This is a genomic window from Micromonospora sp. LOL_015, assembly GCF_048060275.1.
Lineage (GTDB): Bacteria > Actinomycetota > Actinomycetes > Mycobacteriales > Micromonosporaceae > Micromonospora_E.
In genome coordinates, this window is the sequence record NZ_JBHMIO010000010.1 from 113,879 (window position 1) to 135,218 (window position 21,340).

The 21,340-nt window shown below is 70.9% G+C and carries 21 protein-coding genes and 1 tRNA gene; 15 read left to right on the plus strand and 7 right to left on the minus strand.

The window, feature by feature from the left end; genetic code table 11:
* Positions 1–12: 12 nt before the first annotated feature.
* The 5 genes from ACFHWU_RS11910 to ACFHWU_RS11930 all read left to right on the plus strand — a co-directional run bounded on the left by ACFHWU_RS11910 (position 13) and on the right by ACFHWU_RS11930 (position 6,602).
* Positions 13–1,266, plus strand: coding sequence for a glycosyltransferase family 4 protein (locus ACFHWU_RS11910; RefSeq protein WP_416590571.1), 1,254 nt, complete (start codon positions 13–15; stop codon positions 1,264–1,266).
* Positions 1,267–1,491: 225 nt separating this feature from the next.
* Positions 1,492–2,973 (plus strand): O-antigen ligase family protein, encoded by a 1,482-nt coding sequence (locus ACFHWU_RS11915; protein ID WP_416590572.1) that lies wholly within the window; start codon positions 1,492–1,494, stop codon positions 2,971–2,973.
* Positions 2,974–2,990: 17 nt separating this feature from the next.
* On the plus strand, positions 2,991–4,139 hold the full coding sequence (locus ACFHWU_RS11920) for a Wzz/FepE/Etk N-terminal domain-containing protein (RefSeq protein WP_416568105.1): 1,149 nt from the start codon (positions 2,991–2,993) through the stop codon (positions 4,137–4,139).
* Positions 4,108–5,754, plus strand: a complete 1,647-nt coding sequence (locus ACFHWU_RS11925) for an oligosaccharide flippase family protein (protein ID WP_416590573.1) — start codon at positions 4,108–4,110, stop codon at positions 5,752–5,754. Before ACFHWU_RS11920 ends, ACFHWU_RS11925 begins: the two co-directional genes overlap by 32 nt.
* Complete coding sequence (locus ACFHWU_RS11930; protein WP_282231720.1) at positions 5,751–6,602, plus strand: sulfotransferase; 852 nt, start codon at positions 5,751–5,753, stop codon at positions 6,600–6,602. The genes ACFHWU_RS11925 and ACFHWU_RS11930 overlap by 4 nt, the downstream gene beginning before the upstream one ends.
* A 414-nt stretch (positions 6,603–7,016) precedes the next feature.
* Here the strand turns inward: ACFHWU_RS11930 and ACFHWU_RS11935 are convergent, their stop codons facing one another.
* The gene (locus ACFHWU_RS11935; protein WP_416554499.1) at positions 7,017–7,625 is read right to left on the minus strand and encodes a TetR/AcrR family transcriptional regulator; all 609 of its coding nucleotides are present in this window, start codon (positions 7,623–7,625) and stop codon (positions 7,017–7,019) included.
* Positions 7,626–7,680: 55 nt separating this feature from the next.
* Between ACFHWU_RS11935 and ACFHWU_RS11940 the strand changes: the two genes are divergently transcribed.
* Together ACFHWU_RS11940 and ACFHWU_RS11945 are read left to right on the plus strand one after the other, a co-directional pair.
* On the plus strand, positions 7,681–8,505 hold the full coding sequence (locus ACFHWU_RS11940) for an SDR family NAD(P)-dependent oxidoreductase (protein ID WP_416554501.1): 825 nt from the start codon (positions 7,681–7,683) through the stop codon (positions 8,503–8,505).
* Entirely contained in the window at positions 8,502–8,945 is a 444-nt protein-coding gene (locus tag ACFHWU_RS11945) for a nitroreductase family deazaflavin-dependent oxidoreductase (protein WP_416554503.1), read from the plus strand. Before ACFHWU_RS11940 ends, ACFHWU_RS11945 begins: the two co-directional genes overlap by 4 nt.
* A gap of 38 nt (positions 8,946–8,983) precedes the next feature.
* Here the strand turns inward: ACFHWU_RS11945 and ACFHWU_RS11950 are convergent, their stop codons facing one another.
* Positions 8,984–9,175, minus strand: coding sequence for a hypothetical protein (locus ACFHWU_RS11950; RefSeq protein ID WP_416554505.1), 192 nt, complete (start codon positions 9,173–9,175; stop codon positions 8,984–8,986).
* A gap of 156 nt (positions 9,176–9,331) precedes the next feature.
* Between ACFHWU_RS11950 and ACFHWU_RS11955 the strand changes: the two genes are divergently transcribed.
* Positions 9,332–10,141, plus strand: coding sequence for a helix-turn-helix domain-containing protein (locus ACFHWU_RS11955; RefSeq protein WP_416590574.1), 810 nt, complete (start codon positions 9,332–9,334; stop codon positions 10,139–10,141).
* A gap of 214 nt (positions 10,142–10,355) precedes the next feature.
* Complete coding sequence (locus tag ACFHWU_RS11960) at positions 10,356–11,303, plus strand: DUF559 domain-containing protein (RefSeq protein WP_416554509.1); 948 nt, start codon at positions 10,356–10,358, stop codon at positions 11,301–11,303.
* On the opposite strand, the gene ACFHWU_RS11965 is transcribed toward ACFHWU_RS11960, so the two are convergent.
* From ACFHWU_RS11965 to ACFHWU_RS11975, 3 genes are read right to left on the minus strand one after another with little or no spacing between them, the layout of a single operon-like run.
* A complete protein-coding gene (locus ACFHWU_RS11965) occupies positions 11,304–12,782 on the minus strand; it encodes a hypothetical protein (RefSeq protein WP_416590575.1) in 1,479 nt (492 codons plus the stop codon).
* Positions 12,779–13,585: a sulfotransferase family protein gene (locus ACFHWU_RS11970; RefSeq protein ID WP_416554513.1), complete on the minus strand. Its 807-nt coding sequence runs from the start codon at positions 13,583–13,585 to the stop codon at positions 12,779–12,781. Before ACFHWU_RS11970 ends, ACFHWU_RS11965 begins: the two co-directional genes overlap by 4 nt.
* An 18-nt stretch (positions 13,586–13,603) precedes the next feature.
* The gene (locus ACFHWU_RS11975) at positions 13,604–14,566 is read right to left on the minus strand and encodes a sulfotransferase domain-containing protein (RefSeq protein ID WP_416590576.1); all 963 of its coding nucleotides are present in this window, start codon (positions 14,564–14,566) and stop codon (positions 13,604–13,606) included.
* Positions 14,567–14,841: 275 nt separating this feature from the next.
* Between ACFHWU_RS11975 and ACFHWU_RS11980 the strand changes: the two genes are divergently transcribed.
* The 4 genes from ACFHWU_RS11980 (at position 14,842) to ACFHWU_RS11995 (ending at position 19,456) form a co-directional block, all read left to right on the plus strand.
* On the plus strand, positions 14,842–16,077 hold the full coding sequence (locus ACFHWU_RS11980; protein WP_416554517.1) for a glycosyltransferase: 1,236 nt from the start codon (positions 14,842–14,844) through the stop codon (positions 16,075–16,077).
* Positions 16,074–17,183, plus strand: coding sequence for a sulfotransferase family protein (locus ACFHWU_RS11985; RefSeq protein WP_416568100.1), 1,110 nt, complete (start codon positions 16,074–16,076; stop codon positions 17,181–17,183). Before ACFHWU_RS11980 ends, ACFHWU_RS11985 begins: the two co-directional genes overlap by 4 nt.
* 4 nt (positions 17,184–17,187) lie before the next feature.
* Entirely contained in the window at positions 17,188–18,093 is a 906-nt protein-coding gene (locus ACFHWU_RS11990) for a sulfotransferase family protein (RefSeq protein WP_416568099.1), read from the plus strand.
* Positions 18,094–18,445: 352 nt separating this feature from the next.
* A complete protein-coding gene (locus tag ACFHWU_RS11995) occupies positions 18,446–19,456 on the plus strand; it encodes a sugar phosphate isomerase/epimerase family protein (RefSeq protein WP_416554523.1) in 1,011 nt (336 codons plus the stop codon).
* Positions 19,457–19,572: 116 nt separating this feature from the next.
* On the opposite strand, the gene ACFHWU_RS12000 is transcribed toward ACFHWU_RS11995, so the two are convergent.
* Positions 19,573–19,935, minus strand: a complete 363-nt coding sequence (locus ACFHWU_RS12000) for a hypothetical protein (RefSeq protein WP_416554525.1) — start codon at positions 19,933–19,935, stop codon at positions 19,573–19,575.
* 354 nt (positions 19,936–20,289) lie between these two features.
* Here ACFHWU_RS12000 and ACFHWU_RS12005 point away from each other — a divergent pair.
* Together ACFHWU_RS12005 and ACFHWU_RS12010 are read left to right on the plus strand one after the other, a co-directional pair.
* Positions 20,290–20,362, plus strand: a tRNA-Asn gene (locus tag ACFHWU_RS12005).
* Positions 20,363–20,420: 58 nt separating this feature from the next.
* Positions 20,421–21,104: a hypothetical protein gene (locus ACFHWU_RS12010; RefSeq protein WP_416554527.1), complete on the plus strand. Its 684-nt coding sequence runs from the start codon at positions 20,421–20,423 to the stop codon at positions 21,102–21,104.
* 68 nt (positions 21,105–21,172) lie between these two features.
* On the opposite strand, the gene ACFHWU_RS12015 is transcribed toward ACFHWU_RS12010, so the two are convergent.
* Positions 21,173–21,337 carry a hypothetical protein gene (locus tag ACFHWU_RS12015; protein WP_416568096.1) on the minus strand — a complete coding sequence of 55 codons (165 nt, stop codon included), beginning with the start codon at positions 21,335–21,337 and terminating at the stop codon, positions 21,173–21,175.
* Between the last annotated feature and the right edge of the window lie 3 nt (positions 21,338–21,340).

Below are 21,340 nucleotides of genomic sequence, written 5' to 3' on the forward strand. Positions count from 1 at the left end.
CAAGGAGGCATCGTGGCCGTACCCCACCAGGTGACCGGTGGTTCGCATCCGGTCGACCAGCATGGTGTCGAACCGGGAACGGAGCACCGGCGGCTGCGGATAGCCATGATTGGCCAGAAGGGGATGCCCGCGACGTACGGCGGGATTGAACGTCACGTCGAGGAGTTGGCCAGCCGGCTGGCCGCTCGGGGACACGACGTCACCGTGTACTGCCGGCCCAGCTACGGGTCGGTGCCGATGGACCGGTATCGCGGCGTACGGCTGCGCCAGGTGCGAACCGTGGCCAGCAAACACCTCGACGCCATCGTGCACTCCACCACCTCGACCCTGGCCGCCATGCGTGACCGGCCGGACATCGTCCATTACCACGGTCTCGGCCCCGGCCTGGTCGCGCCGCTGCCCCGCTACCTGGCCCGCAGCAAGGTGGTGCTCACCGTGCACGGCCTCGACCAGCAGCGGGCCAAGTGGAGCCGGCTCGCCCAGACGGTGCTCGGTACCGCCCACTGGCTCAGCGGGTACGTGCCCGACGCCCGGGTCGCCGTCTCCCGCGGTCTGGCCAACCACTACCAGACCAGGTTCGGCAGTTCGGCCAGCTACATCCCGAACGGAGTCGGCATCCCGCGCCAGGTCCCGGCCCGACAGATCGGCCCCCGCTTCGGCCTCACCCCCGGCCGGTACCTGCTGATGGTCGGCCGTCTCGTGCCGGAGAAATCGGCGGATCTGCTGGTCCGCGCATTCCGCCAGGTCGACACCGACCTGCGGTTGGCCATCGTCGGCGGATCGTCGTTCAGCGACGACTTCGTGGCCCGGGTACGCGCCGAGGCCGTCGACGACCCTCGGGTAGTCTTCACCGGCTTCGCGTACGGCGATCTGCTGGCCGAGCTCTACTCGCACGCCGCCGCTTTCGTCCAGCCGTCCCGGCTGGAAGGGCTGCCGCTGACCCTGTTGGAAGCGGCTTCCTACGGATTGCCGGTGGTGGCTAGTGACATCACCCCGCACGTCGAGGTGCTCGCCGCCGACGGACCCGGTCACCGGATCTTCCGCGATGGTGACGCCGACGATCTGGTCCGCGCGCTGCGCCAGCTGGCCGCCGATCCGGACGCGGAGCGCATTGGCGCAAAGGCCTTGCGTGACCGGGTCGGCACCGAGTACACCTGGGACGCGGCCACCGCCGAGCTGGAAGCGCTGTACCTGAATCTGCTGCCGGCCCGCAAGCCGCAGCTGATCCGGCCCCGCCGCCAGCCCCGCAGCGAACCGGACGGCTGATGGCCGGCCCCGGCGTGTCGGCCTATACTGCCTCGTTGCGGATCCAGCTAGATTAGGCCGGCCCACCGGCGAACGGCGGTGGGCCGGGCCGGCCCACCGGGACGGCGGATCGACCTCCGTCCGCCCCGACCCGGGGCCGGTGGCGGTCCGGGTATGCGGCGCGGCTCGACCCGACAACGGGCGAAGCGGGACAACTGGCAAAGCGGGACAGTGGATCGGCGTGCGGTGACCAGACGACAGCGGGAACCCCGGCCAGCGGGCCGGCTGCTCAGCGTGCTCGCTGCGGCCGCCGCCGCGGCCGTCGCCGTTGCCGTCGGCCTGGCACTCGCCGCCGGTGACCGGCGCGGTGTGGTGCTGCCTGTCGCCCTCGTCGCCGGAGCCGCCGTCGGGGTGCTGGCCATCACCCGGTTCTCCGGGTACGTGATCCTGATGCTCGCCGTGCGTCCGCTGCTGGACGTGGTCAAGCTGAGCGGACCGACCGCCGGCCGGACGGACACCGACCAGGCGTCCCGGCTGAGCGACCCGTCGACCATGGTCGCGGTGCTCTTCCTGCTCGCCGCCGGGCTCTGGCTCGCCGCCCAGTTGCGCCGCAGCGGCCGGTTGCGCGGCACCCCGCTGGGCTGGGCGATGCTGCTGGTCGGAGCGACCGCGCTGGTCAGCGCGCTCGGCGCGAACCGGCCGACGCCGAGCCTGCTCGAGGCGATGCGGATCCTGACCGTGGTGGTCATGTTCGTGGTACTCGAACAACTGATGCCCGACCGGGTGGCGGTTCGGCGGATCCTGATCGCCTGCTACGGCTCGCTGGCCCTGGCGCTGCTCTACACCGTGCTGGTCAGCGCCTTCGGGCAGGTGCCGTCCGAGGTCAAAGGCCAGTTCATCAGGGTCAGCGGCCCGTTCAGCCAGTCGACCACCTTCGGCCGGTACCTGATGTTCATGATCGTCTTCGGGTTCGCGATCTACCGGTTCCTGGCCCGGCGCGCCCAGGTGGTCCTCGCCATACTGCTCGGGCTTTCCCTGGTTTTCCTGATGCTGACCAATACCCGTTCGGCGATCCTCGGCGCGGCGCTCGGGCTGATCGTCGTCGCGGTGCTGCACCGCAGCGGTCGGATGCTCGCCACCCTGCTGGTCGTCGCGGTCGCCGGGGTCAGCCTGCTGCCCTCGGTCGGGGACCGGTTCGCCCAGCTCGCCGAGGACCGGCCCACCGGCGGCGGGCCGACCGGCAACACCCTGCAGTGGCGGGTCGACTACTGGGCGGAGATCGTCACCCTGGCCAACCGCAACCCGGTAACCGGGATCGGGCCGAACATGACCCAGCACGAGACCTCAGAGGCGAAGAAGCCGCACAACGACCTGCTGCGGGCGTACGTGGAGACCGGTCTGGCCGGGCTGCTGGCCTACCTGGCGATGCTGGTGCTGCTGCTGTACACCGCCCGTACGGCGTTGCGCCGCGCCCCGCCGGACAGCCTGGAACGCGGCGCCGCGGTCGGTTTCGCCGGCTGCGCGGTGGTGTTCATCGCGGTCAGCCTCGGCTCCAACGTCATCTCCAACGTGGTGACGCTGTGGTACTTCGTCGCGTTCGCCGCCGCGGCCAGCGCCATCGCCCACGGGTGGGCCACCCCGGCCGTCGGCAACCCGGACCGCGGCCTGATCGTTGACCCGTCTACCCCACCGGCCCGGTCACCACGTTCGGCCGCCGGACAGTACTGAACACCGACAAAGCCGGCATGAGTAGGAGCCACAGCGTGGAGATCGTCGACTACCTGCGCATCGCGCGCCGGCGGCTGTGGCTGCTGGTCGGTGTGCCGGTGCTAGCTGCGGGCGCGGCCGCGACCCTGGTGCTGATCGCCCCGCAGCAGTACACCGCTATGGCGTACGTGGCCGCCCCGGCTCTGGTCGGCGGCACCGCAGCCCAGCAGTTCACCGGCAACCAGGCGGCCAACCAGTTCGCCGCCGCGTTCAGCGCCGCCGCCACCTCCCCCCGCGTGATCGACGAGGTCGTCGCCGACACCGGCGTGGCCGCCAACCGGCTGCGGTCCGGGCTGGTGGTCAACCAGGTTGGCGTGAGCAGCCAGATGGAGATCACCTTCACCTCGCCGGACCGGGCGACCGTCTCACCAGTGCTAACCGCGACCGTCGAACGCGCGCTGGCGTTCCTCTTCTCCTCGCAGGTCGCGATCGCCACCGAGCAGGTCGCCGCGGCCAGCGCCGACGTCGCCGCCGCGACCGCCGCGATCACCGCCTGGGAGAAGGAGAACAAGGTCACCCAGCCCGACAAGATTTACCAGGCGACCCTCAACGAGATGGCGAGCCTGCGCCAGCAGCGCCTGCAGATGCAGGCGGTCGGCAACGGCCGCGGCGCCGACGCCGCCACCGAGGCGATCAAGGCCGGGCAGAAACAACTCGACACCATCGGCCCGAAACTGGCCGACTATCAGGCGCTGATCGCCCAATGCGACGCCGCCACCGGCGCGCTCTCCTCGGCCCGGCAGGGCCTGCAGTCCGCCCGCGCACAGGTCCAGGCCGCCGACCCGGCGGAGGTGGCCAGCATCGGCGCGGTCCGCGCGGTCTCTCGTACCACCAGTCTGATCAACACCACCGTCTCGGTCGCCGGCGCTGGTCTGCTGCTCGCCGTCATCCTGGTCGCGATGCTCGAGCTACTCGCCCGCAACCGTGCCGGTGAACCCCCGGCGTCGTCGACCGACAGCCCGAACCCGCCGCCCGGCCCCCGCCCGACCGGCGGCGACGAGACCCGGGAGATCCCGGTGGCCCGGGCCGGCCGGGTTGGTCGGGCCGCGCCGGTCGGTCAGCTGTCCCAGGCCGGCGGCCGGGTCTACGGATCCGATGGCCCGCTCGAACCGCACCCGGGGCGGTGACGTGACGGCCGAGCCGCCCCCGGCCCCCGCCGCCAGCACCCCGTCGGGCCCTGACTCCGGCGATCAGCACATCCGCGGGATGGCCCGGGGCGGCGGGCTGAACCTGGTCGGGGCGATCCTCAATCAGGGTGCGGTATTCCTGGTCATGCTGCTGCTGGCCCGCTTCCTAGGGATCAGCGAGGTCGGCCAGTACGCCCAGTGCTACGCCGTACTGGCCCTGCTCAGCCTGCTGTCGCTGTCCGGGTTCCGGGCCGGGCTGACCCGGTTCGTCGCCGTACACCTCGCCGACGACGACCCGGCCGCGATCCGTGGCACCATCCGGCTCGGCCTGGCCATCTCCGCCGGCTCGGCGACCGCGATCGCGGTCGCGCTGGCCGTGGCCGCCCCCGCGTTGGCCGCCGCGCTGCACGACCCTGGCCTGGTCACCGGGCTGCGCCTGGTGGCGTTGACCCTGCCGGCGCTGACCGTCTGCGAGGCGGCGCTCGCCGCCACCCGGGGCTGGCGCACCCAGCGGCCGTTCACCCTGATCGGGCAGATCTACGAGCCGGGTACCCGGCTCCTACTGACCGCGCTGGCCCTGATCCTCGGCGCCGGCGTCACCGGCAGCTACTGGGCGCTGGTCATCGCCGGCTGGTCGGCCGCGTTGCTGGCCCTCGGCGCGCTGGCCCGGCTGATGCGCCGGGTCGCGCCGGGCCCGGTCGTCTACCGGCCCCGGCAACTGTTCAGCTTCTCCACGGTGAGCTGGGTGTCGTCGCTGTCGTCGACCGGCCTGATCTGGGTCGACACCCTGATGCTCGGCTTCTTCGCCAACGACGAGATCGGCGTCTACAACGTCGCCACCCGGCTGGTCACCGTGGCGATCTTCGTGCTGGCCCCGATCAACGCCGCGTTCGGGCCGTACCTGGCGTACCTGCACCACCAGGGGCGGGCCGACGAGGTACGCCGGATCTACGGCGCCGCCACCGGCTGGGTGGTGCGGCTGTCGCTGCCGGCGTTCGTGGCGCTGCTGGTCTTCCCGGAGAGCCTGCTGACGGTCTTCGGCGGCGGGTTCGCCGCCGGCGCTGCGGTCACCCTGGTCCTCGCGGTCGGGCAGTTGGTCAACGCGGCCACCGGGCCGTGCGGCACGGTGCTGAACATGTCCGGCCGGGTGGCGATCAACATGTACGACAACATCGCCGCGCTGTTGCTGAACATCCTGCTCAACCTGTGGCTGATCCCGGCGTACGGGATCATCGGCGCGGCGGTCGCCTGGGCGATCTCCCTGGCGGTGGTCAACGTCGCCCGGGTGCTGCAGGTGCGGGCCCTGATCCGGGCGGTGCCGGTGACCGTTGGCATGCTCAAAGGGCTCGCCGCCGGGCTGGTCGCGCTGGCCGCCGGGCTGGTCGTCCGGCTGCTGCTGCCCGGCTGGCCGGAGCAGTTGCTGGTCGGGCTGCCGGTGGTGGTGACCGTCTACGTGGGCGTCGTGCTGGCGCTGGGCCTGAGCCGGGAGGACATCATGGTGCTGCGTACCCTGCGCCGGGGTGGCCGGCGCGGCGGGGTCGGCCGGCTCGGCGGGGCGGACGGCCCGGACCGGCCCGGTGCACCGGTGGCGAACCTGGAGGAGGCGGCACGATGACCGGCAACCGGGGGACCACCGACCGGCTGCGCCGTACGGTACGCGGGGCGCGGGCCTGGGCGCGCACGATGGTGCCCGGCCAGCTGGGTGCCCTGCCGGACTTCCTGATCATCGGTGGACAACGTTGCGGCACCACCTCGTTGCACCACTATCTCGCCGCCCATCCGCAGGTGCGCCCGGCCACCGGCAAGGAACTGCAGTACTTCAGCATCCACCACGGACGCGGGGAACGCTGGTATCAGGCGCACTTCCCGGCCCGCCCGGCCGGGGTCCGCAGCTTCGAGGCCAGTCCGTACTACCTGTTTCACCCGAGCGTGCCGGCCCGGGTCGCCACCGACCTGCCGCAGGCCCGCTGCATCGCCCTGCTGCGCGACCCGGTCGAGCGGGCCTACTCGCACTACCTGCACACCCGCTCGTACGGTGCCGAGCCGTTGTCGTTCGCCGACGCGGTCGCCGCCGAGGAGCGGCGGCTGGCCGACGCGCTGCGCGACGGGCCGGGCAGTCCGGCCGCGCACACCGCGCTGCGCAACCACTCGTACCTGGCCCGGGGCCGTTACGCCGAGCAGTTGCAACGCTGGTACGCCGTCCTACCGGCGGATCGGCTGCTGGTGCTGCGCAGCGAGGACATGTACGTCGACCCGGCCGGCGTCTACGACCGGGTGCTGCGCTTCCTTGACCTGGATCCGTTCACCCCGGCGGGGTTCGCCCAGCACACCCGGCGCACCGACCAGGGGCCGGGGGAGCTGACCGACGAGCTGCGCGCCCAGCTCGGCAGCTACTTCGCCCCGCACAACGCCGACCTCGCCGACCTGCTCGGCTGGCCGCACACCTGGTCGCCCCGGAGCTGACCGACGCTCGATCGCGGCTCCGCTGATCCCGGCCGGGGCCTGCCGTCGGCTGAGACACTGGGTGTCTCCGGCCAGAATGGCGGTTGTCCGTTGCCGTCTCGACCCCGTGAGCCGCTGGGTGCCGCTGCCTCCCTGCTGCTCGTGTTCTGCGGGGTAGCGGCGGTTTTCTGCTCCCTTTGTCGGACGGCCGCGTGCTTGGAGTTCCGCAAGGATCCGCTGCAGCAATCGGGGGAGCGGGTGTTCGGGCTCACCGGCCGGGTCTACTCGGACATCACCGCCAGGGCGGTGTCCTGCCCGTAGCGACCTCGGAGCAGCCGCCCACCGCTTCATGATCACATGACGAAAGTTCGGCCGACACGCCGACAGGCCCCCAGCAGAGCATCAAGTGATCATGATCCGGCGGCAAGGCCAGGTTCAGGAACCGTCGGCTGGTGCACGGGTGAGTACGCCGTGCAGTACCTGGTCGGTGAGGTGGTCGCGGAACCGGGTGTCGGTGGGGTCGGCCCCGGCGACGGACCGGCCGAGCACGGCGAGCAGCAACGCGCCGAGGACGGCGTTGGCGGTGTCGGCAGCGTTGGCGATGTCTGCGACGGTGACTGCGCCGTCTGTGTCGGCCTTTGCTTCGGCGAGGAGTTCCCGGAGCGGGCCGGCGATCCATCTGTCGTTGGCGGCCATGACGTCGGTCATCCGGCCGGTGGAACCGAGGGCGCTGAGCAGGCCGGCGCAGATCCCGGGGTGCTGCGACAAGTAGCTGGCGAGAGCCGCCACCATCGCCCGTAGTCGCCGCTCGGGCGGGTCGGTGGGGTCTACCGACGCCTGTACCGCCTCGGCTCCGTCCTGGGCGTGCGCGGTCAGTAGGAACGCGAGCAGGTCGTCGCGGCCCGCGAAGTAGTAGTACAACGTCGCCCGCGACGCCCCGACCATGCCGGCGATGTCTTCCAGCCGGGGCGCGGGGTCGCCGTGGAGCACCTGCTCGCTGACGTCGAGCAGGCGTCGCGCGAGGTCAGCCGGAGGGGTCTTCACGTTGACACAGCCTATCCGCTTGTCCTGGATCAGAATCCAGACTACAGTCTAAATCATGGTTGAAATCAGATCCTACGGCCCGTGGGCGCTGATCACCGGTGCCTCATCCGGCATCGGTGAGGCGTTCGCCGAGTACCTCGCCGCTGCCGGGCTGCACCTTGTCCTGGCGGCCCGATCCACCGACCGGCTCGAGATCCTCGCCACCGCGCTGACCCGTGCCCACGGCATTAGTTGCCGGGTGGTCACCGTCGACTTCGGCAGGACCGAGGCCGCTGTCGAGCTCGTCGACGCGACTGCGGATCTCGACGTCGGCCTGCTGGTCTCCAACGCGGGCACCGGCCAACCCGGACCACTGCTCGACCAGGACCTCGGCGACCTGCACCGCCGGCTCACCGTCAACGCCACCACACACCTGGATCTGACCCACGCCTTCGGGCGGCGGTTCGTCGCCCGCGGCCGAGGCGGCATCATCCTCGTGTCGTCACTGGGTGCGGTGCACGGGCTGCCGAACATGGCCCACGAGAGCGCGGCCAAGGCCTATGTGCTCAACCTCGGCGAGGCCCTGCACCACGAACTCGCCGCCGCAGGTGTGGCCGTCACCGTGCTGTTGCCGGGCAATGTCGACACCCCGATCATCGACGCCCTCGGCATCGACCGGGCAGCCATGCCGATCCGGCCCCAGCCGGTCCAGAACGCCGTACGCGAAAGCGTGGCCGCGTTCCTGCGCGGTCGGCCCACCCACATCCCGGGCCGGTCGATGCGGATCATGACCCGGCTGCTGCCCCGGACCCGGTCCATCCGCCTCAACGGCCGGATGCTCGGCCAGGCCGCCCGCCGCCTCGCCGAACGGGAAGCCACCACCACGGTGGCCCCGTCGTGAACGCCGCTGCCCTGCCCGCCGGGGTGGAGCGGGTCAGCCGGATCCCGTACCGGCTACTCAGCTGGGGGGTGCCGATGGGGCCGCTGACCCTGCTGCGTACCCAGGGCCGGCGCACCGGCCTGCCGCGTACCGTGCCGGTCGTCACGCTGCGGCACGCCGACCTCGACTGGCTCGTCTCACCGTTCGGTGCCACCCAGTGGGTGCGCAACATCCGCGCCAACGGCCGCGCCGAACTCGGTCGCGGACAGCGGTTCCGCACCGTCGGCCTCGTCGAGGTCGACGGCGAGACCAAACTGGACGTCCTGCATCGCTACCGCCGCGCGTTCGGGTTCATCCCGTTCGTCCGGCAGGCCTTCGACGCCACCCCCGGCGACGGTCCATCCGGGTTTCGCACCGAAGTGGACCGCCACCCGGTCTTTCTCCTCCAGCCGCGCGGCTGACCCGCTCACTCGCTGGCGAGGCCCCCGCGCCGGTCGCATCAGCCACGGGGGCGGAGTACGTAGACAGCCGAACTGCCTGATCCACTGTCCAGTTCGGCTGTCTGCAGGTCGGTCACCGGTATGTTGATTCGCTGTCCAGTTGCGCCGCTGCCTGCGTCGGCCCACACCTCGACCGTCCCGCTGGCGGGTAGCTGCCGTGGCCCGATCACCAGGATCTGAACCTCTGCCATCGCATGTCTCCTGCCTGCTCGCGCCGGCGGTCGCGCCGGCTGCCACGAAAACAAGGATGTCGCCGAATTGTCGCCCCGCGCGACGGCTTCCATGGGACGACGTTCCGGCGACCTGCAGGGCGACATTCCGGCGACACAAGGGCTACGATCACTCGCATGACGACCACTCCGAACGCGACGTTGCGGGCTGTGCGGATGGGCCTGCTGATGAGTCAGGACGACTTCGCCCGCGCGCTGCGGCAGGCAGGGGATCGCGCCGGAATGCCCAACGATGCGAACAAGCGCCTCGTGCAACGCTGGGAGGCTGGGGCGATCACCTCGCCCCGTCCGGCGTACGCGCGTGCCCTGGAATCGGTCACCGGCCTGCCGATCAGCTCGCTCGGCTTCACTGTGGCGGTCCCGCATGCCCGCAGCGCCGACGCCGGCGAGGATGGTGCCGGCGGCCGGGGTGGCGAGGGCGGGGACGAAGCTCGGGGTGCTCAGGTGCCGGCGACCGGGCAGGCGTCCACCCCGGTGCCGCGCGGTGGCCCTGCCCCATGGACCGCGCCGACCGGCAACTACTCCGGAGTGTGGCTGTCCCGGTACGAGTATCACAGCTCGGGTCGTGGTGCCACGTTCACCGGTCGGCACTATGTCGTGCTGCTGCAGCACGGTGACCGGCTCACCGTGCGCAGTCTGCCCAACTCCTCCGATGCGCCGCTCACCATGGACCTGACCGTCGACGGCAATGTGGTCACCGGGACCTGGATCGAGCAGACCGCGCCGCAGGGCTACTACCGCGGCGCCCGGTACCATGGCGCGATCCAACTGCTGGCCGAGCCTACCGGGCGTCGGCTGACCGGAAAGTGGATCGGGTTCGGCAAGGAGATGGAGGTCAACACCGGCCCGTGGGAGCTGGTATTCCAGGATGCCAGCACGAACAAGGCGACTCTGGCCGCCTACGACCGTCGGCCCGATCCGGAGTAGCAGCCCGCTGCCTCATGATCAGTAGCTGCCCTTCATGATCAGATGACGGAAATTCGGCCGACACGCCGGTGAGCGCCCAGCAGAGCATCAAGTGATCATGGTCCGGTAGCGCGTCGCCGAGGAACCCGCCACCTGATCCACAGTCGAGCAGTTGTCCACAGCGTGGCTCTACCTGGGTCGTCTGATGGCTTAGGTCGCGGCATCGTAGCCGGGCATGAACGAGGTGATCGAGGAGTTGTGCCGGCGCAGCGGCGGTGTGGTGACCCGTCGCCAGGCCCTTCAGATGGTGCCGCGCTGGGCGCTGGACGACGCGGTACGCGCCGGTCGACTGCGGCGCGTTCTGCCGGGCGTCTACGTCACCACCGAGTTGATCGACGACGACCGTGGCGGAGTGTCGTCGATCCAGTTGCTCGCACCGCAGCTGCGTCGGCATGCGGTGCTGGCCCACGCCGCCGGTCGGGTCGCGTTCAGCCACACCACCGCACTCGATCTCTGGGGGCTGCGCCAGCAACCCACTGCCGAGGTACTGCACCTGACGGTGCCGATCGGCGTGGGAATTCGCAGCCAGGCCGGCCTGACCGTGCACCATCGACCGGCGTTCACCGTCGGTCCGCCGCAGGTGGTGGTACGCGACGAGGCGCCGGTGACGCGGCTGGAACGGAGTCTTGTCGAGTCCTGGCCGCTGCTGCCGGCCGCCGACCGGCCGGCTCCGCTGATCCGGGCTGTCAACGACAGGTGGACGAACGCGGACCGGATCTGCGCAACTCTCAATGAGCTGCCGCGACTCACCGACCGGGCCGCGTTGCGGACGCTGCTGGCGAAGCTCGCCGCCGGCTGCCGCAGCCAGCTGGAGATCTGGGGCCACGAGCACGTCTTCGTCGGTGCCGGGATGCCCGAATTCCAGCGGCAGTATCCGGTCCGGGTCGGCGGCCGCACCATCTACCTGGACGTGTACGCCGAGCGGGAACGGATTGACTTCGAGCTCGATGGAGCCGCCTCGCACGGCAGCCCTGCCCAGCGTGAGATCGATCTACGGCGTGACGCGTTGCTGGCCACTGTCGGCATCCAGGTGGTGCGGTTCGCACACCGCCGGCTGGTGACCGAGCCGCGGCAGGTCCGCCGCGAGATCCTGACCATTCTCCACCGCCGGGGGTACGGCTGATCAGTCGATGTCGGCGAGGATCGACTCCGGGGTGCCGGTGGCGCGCAACAGCACCGGCCGGTCGGTGACGGTCACCTCGGCCGCTGTCTTGGTCGGCGAGGCGCCGGCCGGCCCGGCGTGCAGGCTCGGCACCGCAGACACCCGTACCGCGTCGTTGACCTCGCCGGACCAGACGACCAGGGTGCTCTCCTCGCCCTGCTGGAACGCGACGCCGATCAGCCCGTCCCGGCGGACCGGAGTGACGGTCGCACCACGGGCCGCCACCGCCAGGCTCTCGAACATCCGGCCAGCCTCACGTTCCGTACCATCGGGGTCGAGCAGGCCGTAGCGAACCTCGCTGCCGGCCCGGTTGTTCGGGCTGTAGCCCAGCGGCAGCCACATCACTTGTCGGATACCGCCGGCCAGCAGCATGGTGGAGACCTTGACGACCTCCTCGGCCCGGCTGACGTCGTCGCCGTCGCCGTCGCGCCAGAACTGCCCGACCTCCCACGCCTCGATCGGCACGTTGACCGGGTTCTGTGCCGCGAGGTAGTCCAGCAGCGCCGGTACGCCGTCGAAGTGCTCGTAGTAGTGCACCTGACGTAGCTGCACCACCCCGTCGTCGATCAGCTGCTCGGTCGCGGCCAGGAAGGCGACGTTACGTACGTTGGTCTCGTTGTCGAGCGCGGTCCGCAGCGTCTCGATCGTGTCCACTTCGGGGATCTTGCGGCCCCGGGTGCCGATCCGCCGCTGGAAGTACGCGTTGTAGGCGGCGATCGCCTCGTCGTTGCGGCCGGCTTGGACCAGCCGGTCGACCACCCCGAAGCCGTACGCGACACTGCTGATGCCGGAGTCGACGACCACCGCGTCCGGGTTCGCGGCGTGCACCGCCTCAGCGGCGGCGGTGGCCAGCTCGACGTACTCCGCGGGGGTGCCGCGCCAGTACTGCGGGGCGTTGACCTCGTTCTCGATTGCGTACTGGCGGACGCCGTAGGGCGTGTAGCGGCGCACCACGTCACCGACGAACTGCCGATAGGCGGCCATGTCCAGCGGCATCGTCGACTCGGTCTTGTTGGCCTGACCGCGGACGTGTTCCGGGGTGCCCCCGGTGGCCCAGCACATCTCGGTCCGGATCTTGATGTTCAGCGCGATGCCGAGTACCCGGCTGCGCTGGGCAATCTGGTCCAGGGCCGACCAGTCCTGTTGCCCCTGGGTCGGCTCGATGCTGCACCAGCTGATCTCATGGTAGGTGGCGGACCCGGACAGTTTGCGCAGGTACGGGAGGAACTCGTCGTACCGGTTCCAGTCCCAGTGCGCGCCGAACGGGTGGGTGTCCTCGGGGTAGGGCGGCAGGCTCGGCAGCGGCGCGCCGGTCGGCGGCACCGGTGGCGGGGTGGTGTCCTCGTCGGCGCTGGTGCAGCCGGCAAGGAGCAACAGCCCGCCGAGCGCCGCCGCCACCCAGCGCCGGGCCACGGTGTCCGGCCGCGTCGCAGTGTTCATCGGTAACCCAGCTCGCGCAGCATCCGCCCGGAGAAGACCGCGACGAGCAGCCGCAGGAACGGGTCCAGCTCCCGGCGGTAGCTGCCGACGCGGGACCGGTAGATGGCCGAGTCGGTGCCGGCGGAGGCACGGCGTCGGTCCGCCTCACTGGTGTACTTTCCGGCCACGTCATGCGGTTTGTCGACGTAGTCGAGCACGCCTTCCTCCCACGGTTCGCCGAGGAACTCGAACAGCGCGCGCATCGACTTCTCCGGCTCACGTACCGCATCCTCGTAGCGCAGCTCGTGGTAGCGGTCAGCCGGCAGGGTGGCACCCACCGCACGAGCGGTACGAATGTAGCGCGGCCACTTGACCACGCACTTCACCGCCGACCAGTACCCGAACCGTTTGCGGTGCGAGACCACCACGTCGCGGCCGTCTCGAATCACGTGCACGATCTGCGCGTCCGGGAAGACCTCGGTGACGAAGTCGAGCGAGATCGCGTACAGCGGGGTCTTGTCGGCCCACCGGGCCTTGCCCCGGCCGGTGGCGTAGTCGGCGTGCACGCCGCCGAAGAAGTCGGCGATGCGGCGCAGCCAGTCCTCCCGGGTGAAGCCGAAGCGGGCCAGTCGCTCCCAGTCGGAGCCGACGATGCGTCGCAGGTCCGGCAGGAACCGGGTCTCCGGTCCGCAGGAGATTCGGGAGTGCGAGTCGAGCACCAGCCGCAGGAAGGTGGTGCCGGAGCGCTGGCAGCCCACCAGGAAGATGGGCGCCGTCGGCAACTGCGTCACTTCGGCGGTGGCCGGCGCGAGGGCTTCAGCCATGGTCGGTCCTTTCCACGCTCACCGGGCACGCCGGTCGGTGTCGGCTTGTCGAGGTGGGGTGGTGGGGGACTGCGGGCGGCCGCTGGCGGTCAGTCGGGCGGTGAGTTCGTCGCAGAGCGTACGGACCGCCGGGTCGATCGGCAGCGGCTGGCGGGCGGGGGTACGAGGGGCGATGTGCGCGGACAGGTCGGGGCGGTAGGCGATCCCGAGGAAGTCGCACAGCCGGCTGATCTGCCCGGCCGGATCGGCGATCAACGCGTCGTACGAGCTGAGCAGCACGTCGTCGCGGCGGTTCAGGCCGAGGCGGAAGTAGAGGGTGTTCCGGACATACCAGAAAAGAGCGGCGGCGGTGTGCCGGTCCATCCGTCGGTAGTCGAAGCCGTGGATCAGCTCGTAGGTGTCCGCGTCGAGGCGCTGGCCCTGCCAGCGACGGCCGATGGTGCCGTCGGCGATGGCGGCGAGCGCCCGCAGGTTGGCGTCGCCGAACTTGGCCACCTCGGAGCGGGCCCGGTCGTCGACGTCGCGCCAGGCCCAGATCGCCCGACCCGGCGCCATCCCGGGCAGGGCGAGCAACTCGTCGACCCGGTGGCTCTCACACAGCGGTTTGACCAGGACGTACGCGTGTCGGCTCCGGTTCACCACGGTGGTCAGCACCGCGTCGTCGCGGAGTTGAAAACGATGGAAGACCCGCCGGTCGCTTTCGTTGCGGACCTCAAACTCGCCGATGTTCTCCAGCCCGCGGACCAGCATGTTGGTGCCGGACCGCTGCAGGCCGACCAGGTAGACCGGGGTGGCCTGACCACGGGGTACGCCGTGCTGGTGTCGCCAGCGCAGCTTGGTCCACGCGGTGGTGACCCGGTCGACCGGGTTGAGCCGGTCCTCCTCGACGAGGCGGCGGAGTCCTTCGGTGCGGAACCATCGGGCGTGCCGGGCGATTCGCCGCGCGGTCCAGGCCAGGGTGGAAGGCTCGTCGTTGTTCACCGGTCCTCCTCGGGTACGTCACCAGCCGCTGTGGCCAGGCTGGGGCGAGGTCGGGCCGCGGTCAGGCTACTCACGGATCGGGGCGAAACGCCAGAACGCAGGCTGGTCAGCCACACAAGATCATCCGATCAGCTAGTTGGCGATTCGGTACTGGACTAACCCGGCGTGGGTGCATAGCGTGAGGCAGCAGCCAGGGCGGGAGCCCTGCGCCACCATAACCGGGTGGCCACACCCCGGTATCGAGCGAGCGGGCCGGACTGATGCGTGTCCTCCATGTGAACAAGTTTCTGTACCGTCGGGGTGGCGCTGAGGGGTATCTGATCGACCTCGCCGATCTGCAGCGCGCCGCCGGGGACGAGGTTGCGTACTTCGGGATGACCCACCCGGACAACGACGGGCCGTTGCCGTACGCCCGGCACTTCCCGCCGCACGTCGAGTTGGAACCGGCGCCGCGCGGACTGCGCCCCCGGCTGGCCGTCGCCGGTCGGATGATCTGGTCGCCGGCGAGCCGCCGCGGCCTGACCCGGGTGATCGAGGACTTTGGGCCGGACATCATCCACCTGCACAACATTTACCACCAGCTGTCTCCGTCGGTGCTCGCCGCCGCCCGCGACGTCGGGGTGCCGTGCGTGCTGACCATGCACGACTACAAGCTCGCCTGCCCCAGCTACCAGCTGCTGGACCGGGGGAAGGTCTGTGAGGCGTGCGTCGATGGAGGTCCGCTCCACGCCGCGCGGCGCAGGTGCAAGGACGGATCGGCAACCGCCAGTACGCTACTCGCTGTGGAGTCGTGGATACACAGAAAGTCACAGGCATATGGTCCGGTCGGGGTGTTCGTCAGTCCCAGCCGGTTCCTCGCCGACGTGATGCGCCGAGCCGGCGTCTACCCGGACCGGCTCCGGGTGATCAACCACTTCGTAGACACAGCTGCCGTGGCGGTGAAGGACTCGCCGGGCGGGGGAGTGGTCTTCGCCGGCCGGATCTCCGCTGAGAAGGGGGTGGACACGCTGGTCGAGGCGGCCGCCCGGCTGCCCCGGCAGGTGCCCGTCCACGTGGCCGGCGACGGCCCCGCACTGCCTGCGGTCCGGGCCCTCGCCGACCGGGTGGCACCCGGCCGGGTGCGGTTCCACGGCCGGCTGGACAAGTCCCGGCTACACGACCTGATCAGGTCCTCGGCGGCGGTCACGGTGCCGTCCCGTTGGCACGAGAACCAGCCGATGGCGGTGCTCGAGGCGTTCGCCTGCGGCGTGCCGGTGGTCGGCACCGACCTTGGTGGGCTGCCGGAGCTGATCAGTCCCGGCGTCGATGGCGAGACCGTCCCGGCCGACGACCCGGCGGCGCTCGGCGACGCGCTGGGCAGGTTAATCGCCGATCCGGACCGGGCGTACGCGATGGGCCGGGCCGCCCGGGACAAGATCGACCGTGACTTCACGCCCGACCTGCACCTGAACCGGCTCCGCGACGCCTATCTGGCCGCGGCGTTGACCGCCCCGGCCGGAACCCGACGATGACCGGTACGCCCCCTGCTGCCGGTACGCCCTCTGCCGCTGGCGCGTACGGCCCGACGAGTCCTCCGGTCCGGGTGCTCTACCTGGCCGGCAGTGGTCGCAGCGGCAGCACCCTGATCACCACCGTCCTGGGGCAGCTGGACGGCTGTTTCGCCGCTGGCGAGCTGCGCTACCTCTGGCAGCGCGGGATGGTCGACAACCGTCCCTGCGGCTGCGGCGCGCCGTTCAACGCGTGTCCGGTCTGGCAGGCGGTCACCGCCGAGCTGGCAGCTGCTGCTGGTCCGGCATTTGCTGCCGGCTCGGCGGCCGCCGGCATAGCCCGACGACTGCGGACCAGGCTGCGGATGCGGGACCTGCCAGCCATGCTGCGCCGGGCCGGCGCAGGCCGGCGGGCCGTGCCGCACCACGCCGACGATGCCGCGATCGCAGCGGTCTATCCGGCGGTCGCCCGCCAGGTGAGTCGTAGCGGCGACGGGCCGGTGGTGGTGGTCGACTCGTCGAAGCTGCCACCGTACGGTGCGTTGCTGCGTGACCTGCCCGGCATCGACCTGCGGGTGCTGCACCTGGTTCGGGACCCGCGCGGCACCGCCTTTTCCTGGCGCCGTCGGCGTGGACTGGACGGCGCGGCGGACCGCAAGCTGATGAGCCGCCCGCCGGTGTGGAAGGCGGCTCTGCTGTGGCGGGTGTGGAACGCCGCCACCGCACGGTTCTTCGAAGCCGCCGGACCCGACCGCTACCTGCGGATCCGCTACGAGGACGTGGTTGCCGACCCGGCCGGTCAGCTACGCCGGATCGCGCTGTTCGCCGGGCTGGATCCGGCCGGGCTGCCGGTGGACGCCGAAGGCCGGGTCACTCTGGCCCCCACCCATTCGGTGGCGGGCAACCCAGCGCGGCACCGTACCGGAGCGGTCCCGGTCAGCGACGACGCCGAATGGGTCTGGGCGCTGCCCGGCCGGTCGTTCGCGGTGGTCACCGCGGTGACGCTGCCGCTGCTGCGCCGCTTCGGCTACCCGGTACGGCGTCCCGCAGCGCCCCCGGCCCCGGCTGTGCCTCCGGCCAGGACCCAGGGCGGGCCGGTCCCGGCCACGACACCGAGCAAGGAAGGCTGACCCGATGCTGTCCGTCGTCGTGGGTACCGGACGGTGCGGATCGACCCTCGTCCAGGAGATCCTGGCCCGGCACCCGGCCGTCGGCTTCGTGTCCGGGCTGGACGACAAGCTGCCCCGGCTCAACCTGGCCGGTCGCCGCAACGGCCGGCTTTACCGCCGCTCGACGCCCCGGCCGGCCGGTATGACCTCGCTCGGGCACAGCCGTCGCCTGCTGGAACGCGGCCGGCTGCGAGTGGCGCCGTCCGAGGCGTACCGGCTGATCGACCGGCAGGTGATGGCCGGCTACTCCAGGCCGTGCCGGGATCTGCGGGCCGACGACCTCACCCCGTACGTGGGCCAGCGGCTGCGCGCCTTCTTCGACCGCCGGGTCGAGCGGCAGGGCTGCCAGGTGCTGCTGCAACACGTCACCGGCTGGCCCCGCACCGGTTGGCTGCATGCCGCGTACCCGGATCTGCGGGTGGTCAACGTGGTCCGCGACGGGCGGGCGGTGGCCAACTCGTGGCTGCAGATGGGCTGGTGGGACGGCTGGCGTGGGCCGGACAACTGGTTTCTCGGCCCGCTGCCGGCCGACCTGCGGGCCGAGTGGGAAGAAGCCGACCGGTCGTTTCCGGTGCTGGCCGCGCTCGGCTGGAAGATGCTGATGACCGCGTTCGCCGAGGCTCGGGCCAGCCACCCGGCCGGCCAATGGCTGGACGTACGGTACGAGGACCTGCTGGTCGCACCGCGCGACGAGGTGGCCCGGATGCTCGACTTTCTCGGCCTCGACTGGTCGTCCGCGTTCGAGCGTGGCTTCCGCCGGTACGAGTTCCACAGCGGTCGCGGGGCGGCGTACCACCGGGAACTCAGTCCGGAGCAGTTGGCTGCAGTGGACCGGGTGCTGGAGAAGCCGCTTGCCGAGTGGGGTTACTGACCAGCCAGGCTCGTACCCCGCTAGCGTCGTACCCTGTCGGCCTGTACCTCGGCTGCCTCTATCGCGCGGGCCGGCAACCGGCCTAGAGTGGTGCGGGCAGGCCCGTACCCGGGCCGGTGTCCGGGCGGGAGGCGCAACCCGCCCGGTCGGGAAGCGCCGCGCCGCACGGTGACCGTGCCGGGTGCCGCCGTGACCAGCCGGCCGGTGTTCGCTGCCTGCGCCACCGATCGGTGTACCACGACCAGGCAGTTCCACGCCGTAGCTCATCGGGCCGTCACCTCGCACCGGTCCAACCACGCGCCGCACCTGTGGCGTGGGCTGGAATCCCAGTGACGACAACGGGAGAAGGACCATGGCGCGACCCATCACGCTCTTCACCGGCCAGTGGGCCGACCTGCCGTTCGAGGAAGTGTGCCGGCTGACCTCGGAGTGGGGCTACGACGGCCTGGAGATCGCCTGTTGGGGCGACCACTTCGAGGTGGACCGGGCGCTGACCGAGGACGACTACGTCGAACGCAAGCTGCAAACCTTGGCCAGGTACAACCTCAAGGTGTACGCAATCTCCAACCACCTGGTCGGCCAGGCGGTCTGCGACCATCCGATCGACGAGCGACACCAGGGGATCCTGCCCGCCCGGATCTGGGGCGACGGGGAACCTGAAGGCGTCCGTCAGCGCGCCGCCGAGGAGATCAAGGACACCGCCCGGGCCGCTGCGAAGCTCGGCGTCGACACCGTCATCGGCTTCACCGGCTCGTCGATCTGGCATACCCTGGCCATGTTCCCGCCGGTACCGCCGGAGATGATCGAACGCGGCTACCAGGACTTCGCGGACCGGTTCAACCCGATCCTCGACGTGTTCGACGAGGTCGGGGTCAGGTTCGCCCACGAGGTGCACCCAAGCGAGATCGCCTACGACTACTGGACGACCCGCCGCACCCTGGAGGCGATCGGCAACCGCCCGGCGTTCGGCCTCAACTGGGACCCGTCGCACTTCGTCTGGCAGGAACTGGACCCGGTCAACTTCATCCTCGAGTTCGCCGACCGGATCTATCACGTCGACTGCAAGGACGCGAAGGTCCGTACCGGCGACGGTCGGCGCGGCCGGCTCGCCTCCCACCTGCCCTGGGCGGATCTGCGTCGGGGCTGGGACTTCGTCTCCACCGGGCACGGCGACGTGCCGTGGGAGGACTGTTTCCGGGCACTCAACGCCATCGGCTACGACGGACCGATCTCGGTCGAGTGGGAGGACGCCGGGATGGACCGGTTGGTCGGCGCTCCCGAGGCATTGCGGTTCGTCCGTCAGCAGGCGTTCGACGCCCCGGCGGCGGCGTTCGACGCGGCGTTCTCCAGCAGCCGGGACTGACCTGGCCGCCGCCGCACCAGCGGCGGCGACACACCGGTACGACCGTGGGCCGGTCACCCCCGTCAACGGGGGTGACCGGCCCACGCGTACGCCGCGTTCTCGATGGTGTGCCGGCGTCAGCTGGCGCTGCCGCCGGGCCCGGTGCCCTTGCCTGGCTTGCTCCCGGCCGTCGTCGCACCGGTGGACCCGGGCGAGGAGGCCGTGCCCATCCCGGCGTCGGCGAGACTGCTGTCGGGGGTGGTGAGGTGGTCGTGGCCGTTGAGGCGTTCGGCCAGCCGGGTGTGGCTGAGCCGCTCCCGGCCCTCCGCGTAGATCCGGTTGGCCTGAGCTTGCGCCACCCCGGCGGCCTCCTGCACCGTCGGGTGGTCCATCACCTTGCGTGCGTTGAGTACCAGCTCGTCGTACTTTTCCCGACCGGCGCGGGCGCCCAGGACGAAACCCACGGCCACCCCGCCGATGAACCAAAGTTTTCCGCGCATAGCGGCTCCTTCCGTACCTGACCCGGTGTACCCGTCGGCCGTCGGTCCGGTTCGGTGCCGGCTGGCCGATGAGTGACCCGGTCGTGCCTTCGTCATCTGTCCGGTGCTGTCTACCCATCCTGCTCCCTTCTCACGCGTCAGCGCAGACAACTCGGTCTTTTGTCCGTTTCGATAGGTTTCTTAGTTTCTTATTGGGAGCTCGACCGCCGGGCCGTGCCGCGAACCCGGCCGGTCCGAGACGGTGGACCCGTTCGGTCCGGGGCAGCGAACCCGGTCGCCCATCCGGCGCTGGCGTCCTGTACTCTTGTTCCGTCGCTAGGCGGCCGGAGAGATCCGGTACCGGCTACGCAGCGGTCCCCCGTAGCTCAATTGGCAGAGCAGCCGGCTGTTAACCGGCAGGTTTTTGGTTCGAGTCCAAACGGGGGAGCTTTCACGGATGGCCGTCGTGGCGGAAGCCGTCATAGTCGGTGCCGGGCTCACTGGGCTTGCGGAAGCCCGCCGACTCTCCGCAGCCGGCGACGCTGCTCACCGGTGTCGGCACCCTGCCGGACCGGCTCCGACTCGGTCGGCTGCTGGTGCGGTACGCCCTGGCCGGTCCCGCCGGCTGCTCACCCGAGCGGAGACGATCGGCGATCGAGCCTGGCCTGGTGCGCACCCGTTGCCAGTGGACTATCGTGGCGACCGATCCACCGGCGGCCGCCCGGCTGATCCAGTCGGTCTCGCCGGTACGGATGCGCCAGCTGACCACCAACTATCATGCCGCCGACCAGCCGCCGGTGGCGGAGACGACCCTGCTGCTCGACGGGCACCGCCGCAGGCCGGTCACGAACACCGTCGTGGTCAGTCAGGCGGCACCGGACCACGCACCGCCCGGTCAGCACCTGATCGCCACCTCCGTTGTCGGTCGAGAGACACCGCCAGAGACAGTCGTCCGGGCCGAGTTGGCACGGCTGTCCCAGACCCCGACCACCGGTTGGTGTCACCTGCGGACGGTGGCTGTCGTCGGCGCGCTGCCGGCGGGAGCGCCGCCGCGTGGCACGCTGCGCGCGCCGGCGCAGGTGGTCGCGACGACCGTCGGTGACGATGGGATACCTGCGGGCGTCCCCGCCGGGCAATCCGGACGCTATCCCGACCACCACGCCGCTGACCGAGTAGGACAGGGATCCTGAGACCGCCGTCGCAGCCCTGTCCGACCTCGGACACCGGGCCGGCGAGCCGGTACGCCGGCGTACCGGCCTCAACCGCGTCGACGTAGCAGCTCGGCTGCGGCGCCGAACCGGATTGTCCGTACCGGGGCACCGGTGGGCGAGGCGCTGCGGCGGGCGATGCGGCGGTCGCGGGACGACGGATCACCGTTGCGCCACTGGGCGTCGTTCGCGGTGGTCGGTGCCGGCTGGGCCACGCC

Excerpts from the sequence above, each read along its gene's own strand:
- ACFHWU_RS11970 (WP_416554513.1), bottom strand. The coding sequence starts at position 13,585 with ATGGCTGAAGCCCTCGCGCCGGCCACCGCCGAAGTGACGCAGTTGCCG.
- ACFHWU_RS11940 (WP_416554501.1), top strand. The coding sequence starts at position 7,681 with ATGGTTGAAATCAGATCCTACGGCCCGTGGGCGCTGATCACCGGTGCC.
- ACFHWU_RS12000 (WP_416554525.1), bottom strand. The coding sequence starts at position 19,935 with ATGCGCGGAAAACTTTGGTTCATCGGCGGGGTGGCCGTGGGTTTCGTC.
- ACFHWU_RS11920 (WP_416568105.1), top strand. The coding sequence starts at position 2,991 with ATGAGTAGGAGCCACAGCGTGGAGATCGTCGACTACCTGCGCATCGCG.
- ACFHWU_RS11985 (WP_416568100.1), top strand. The coding sequence starts at position 16,074 with ATGACCGGTACGCCCCCTGCTGCCGGTACGCCCTCTGCCGCTGGCGCG.
- ACFHWU_RS11965 (WP_416590575.1), bottom strand. The coding sequence starts at position 12,782 with ATGAACACTGCGACGCGGCCGGACACCGTGGCCCGGCGCTGGGTGGCG.
- ACFHWU_RS11960 (WP_416554509.1), top strand. The coding sequence starts at position 10,356 with ATGAACGAGGTGATCGAGGAGTTGTGCCGGCGCAGCGGCGGTGTGGTG.
- ACFHWU_RS11925 (WP_416590573.1), top strand. The coding sequence starts at position 4,108 with ATGGCCCGCTCGAACCGCACCCGGGGCGGTGACGTGACGGCCGAGCCG.
- ACFHWU_RS11930 (WP_282231720.1), top strand. The coding sequence starts at position 5,751 with ATGACCGGCAACCGGGGGACCACCGACCGGCTGCGCCGTACGGTACGC.
- ACFHWU_RS11995 (WP_416554523.1), top strand. The coding sequence starts at position 18,446 with ATGGCGCGACCCATCACGCTCTTCACCGGCCAGTGGGCCGACCTGCCG.
- ACFHWU_RS11950 (WP_416554505.1), bottom strand. The coding sequence starts at position 9,175 with ATGGCAGAGGTTCAGATCCTGGTGATCGGGCCACGGCAGCTACCCGCC.
- ACFHWU_RS11955 (WP_416590574.1), top strand. The coding sequence starts at position 9,332 with ATGACGACCACTCCGAACGCGACGTTGCGGGCTGTGCGGATGGGCCTG.
- ACFHWU_RS11990 (WP_416568099.1), top strand. The coding sequence starts at position 17,188 with ATGCTGTCCGTCGTCGTGGGTACCGGACGGTGCGGATCGACCCTCGTC.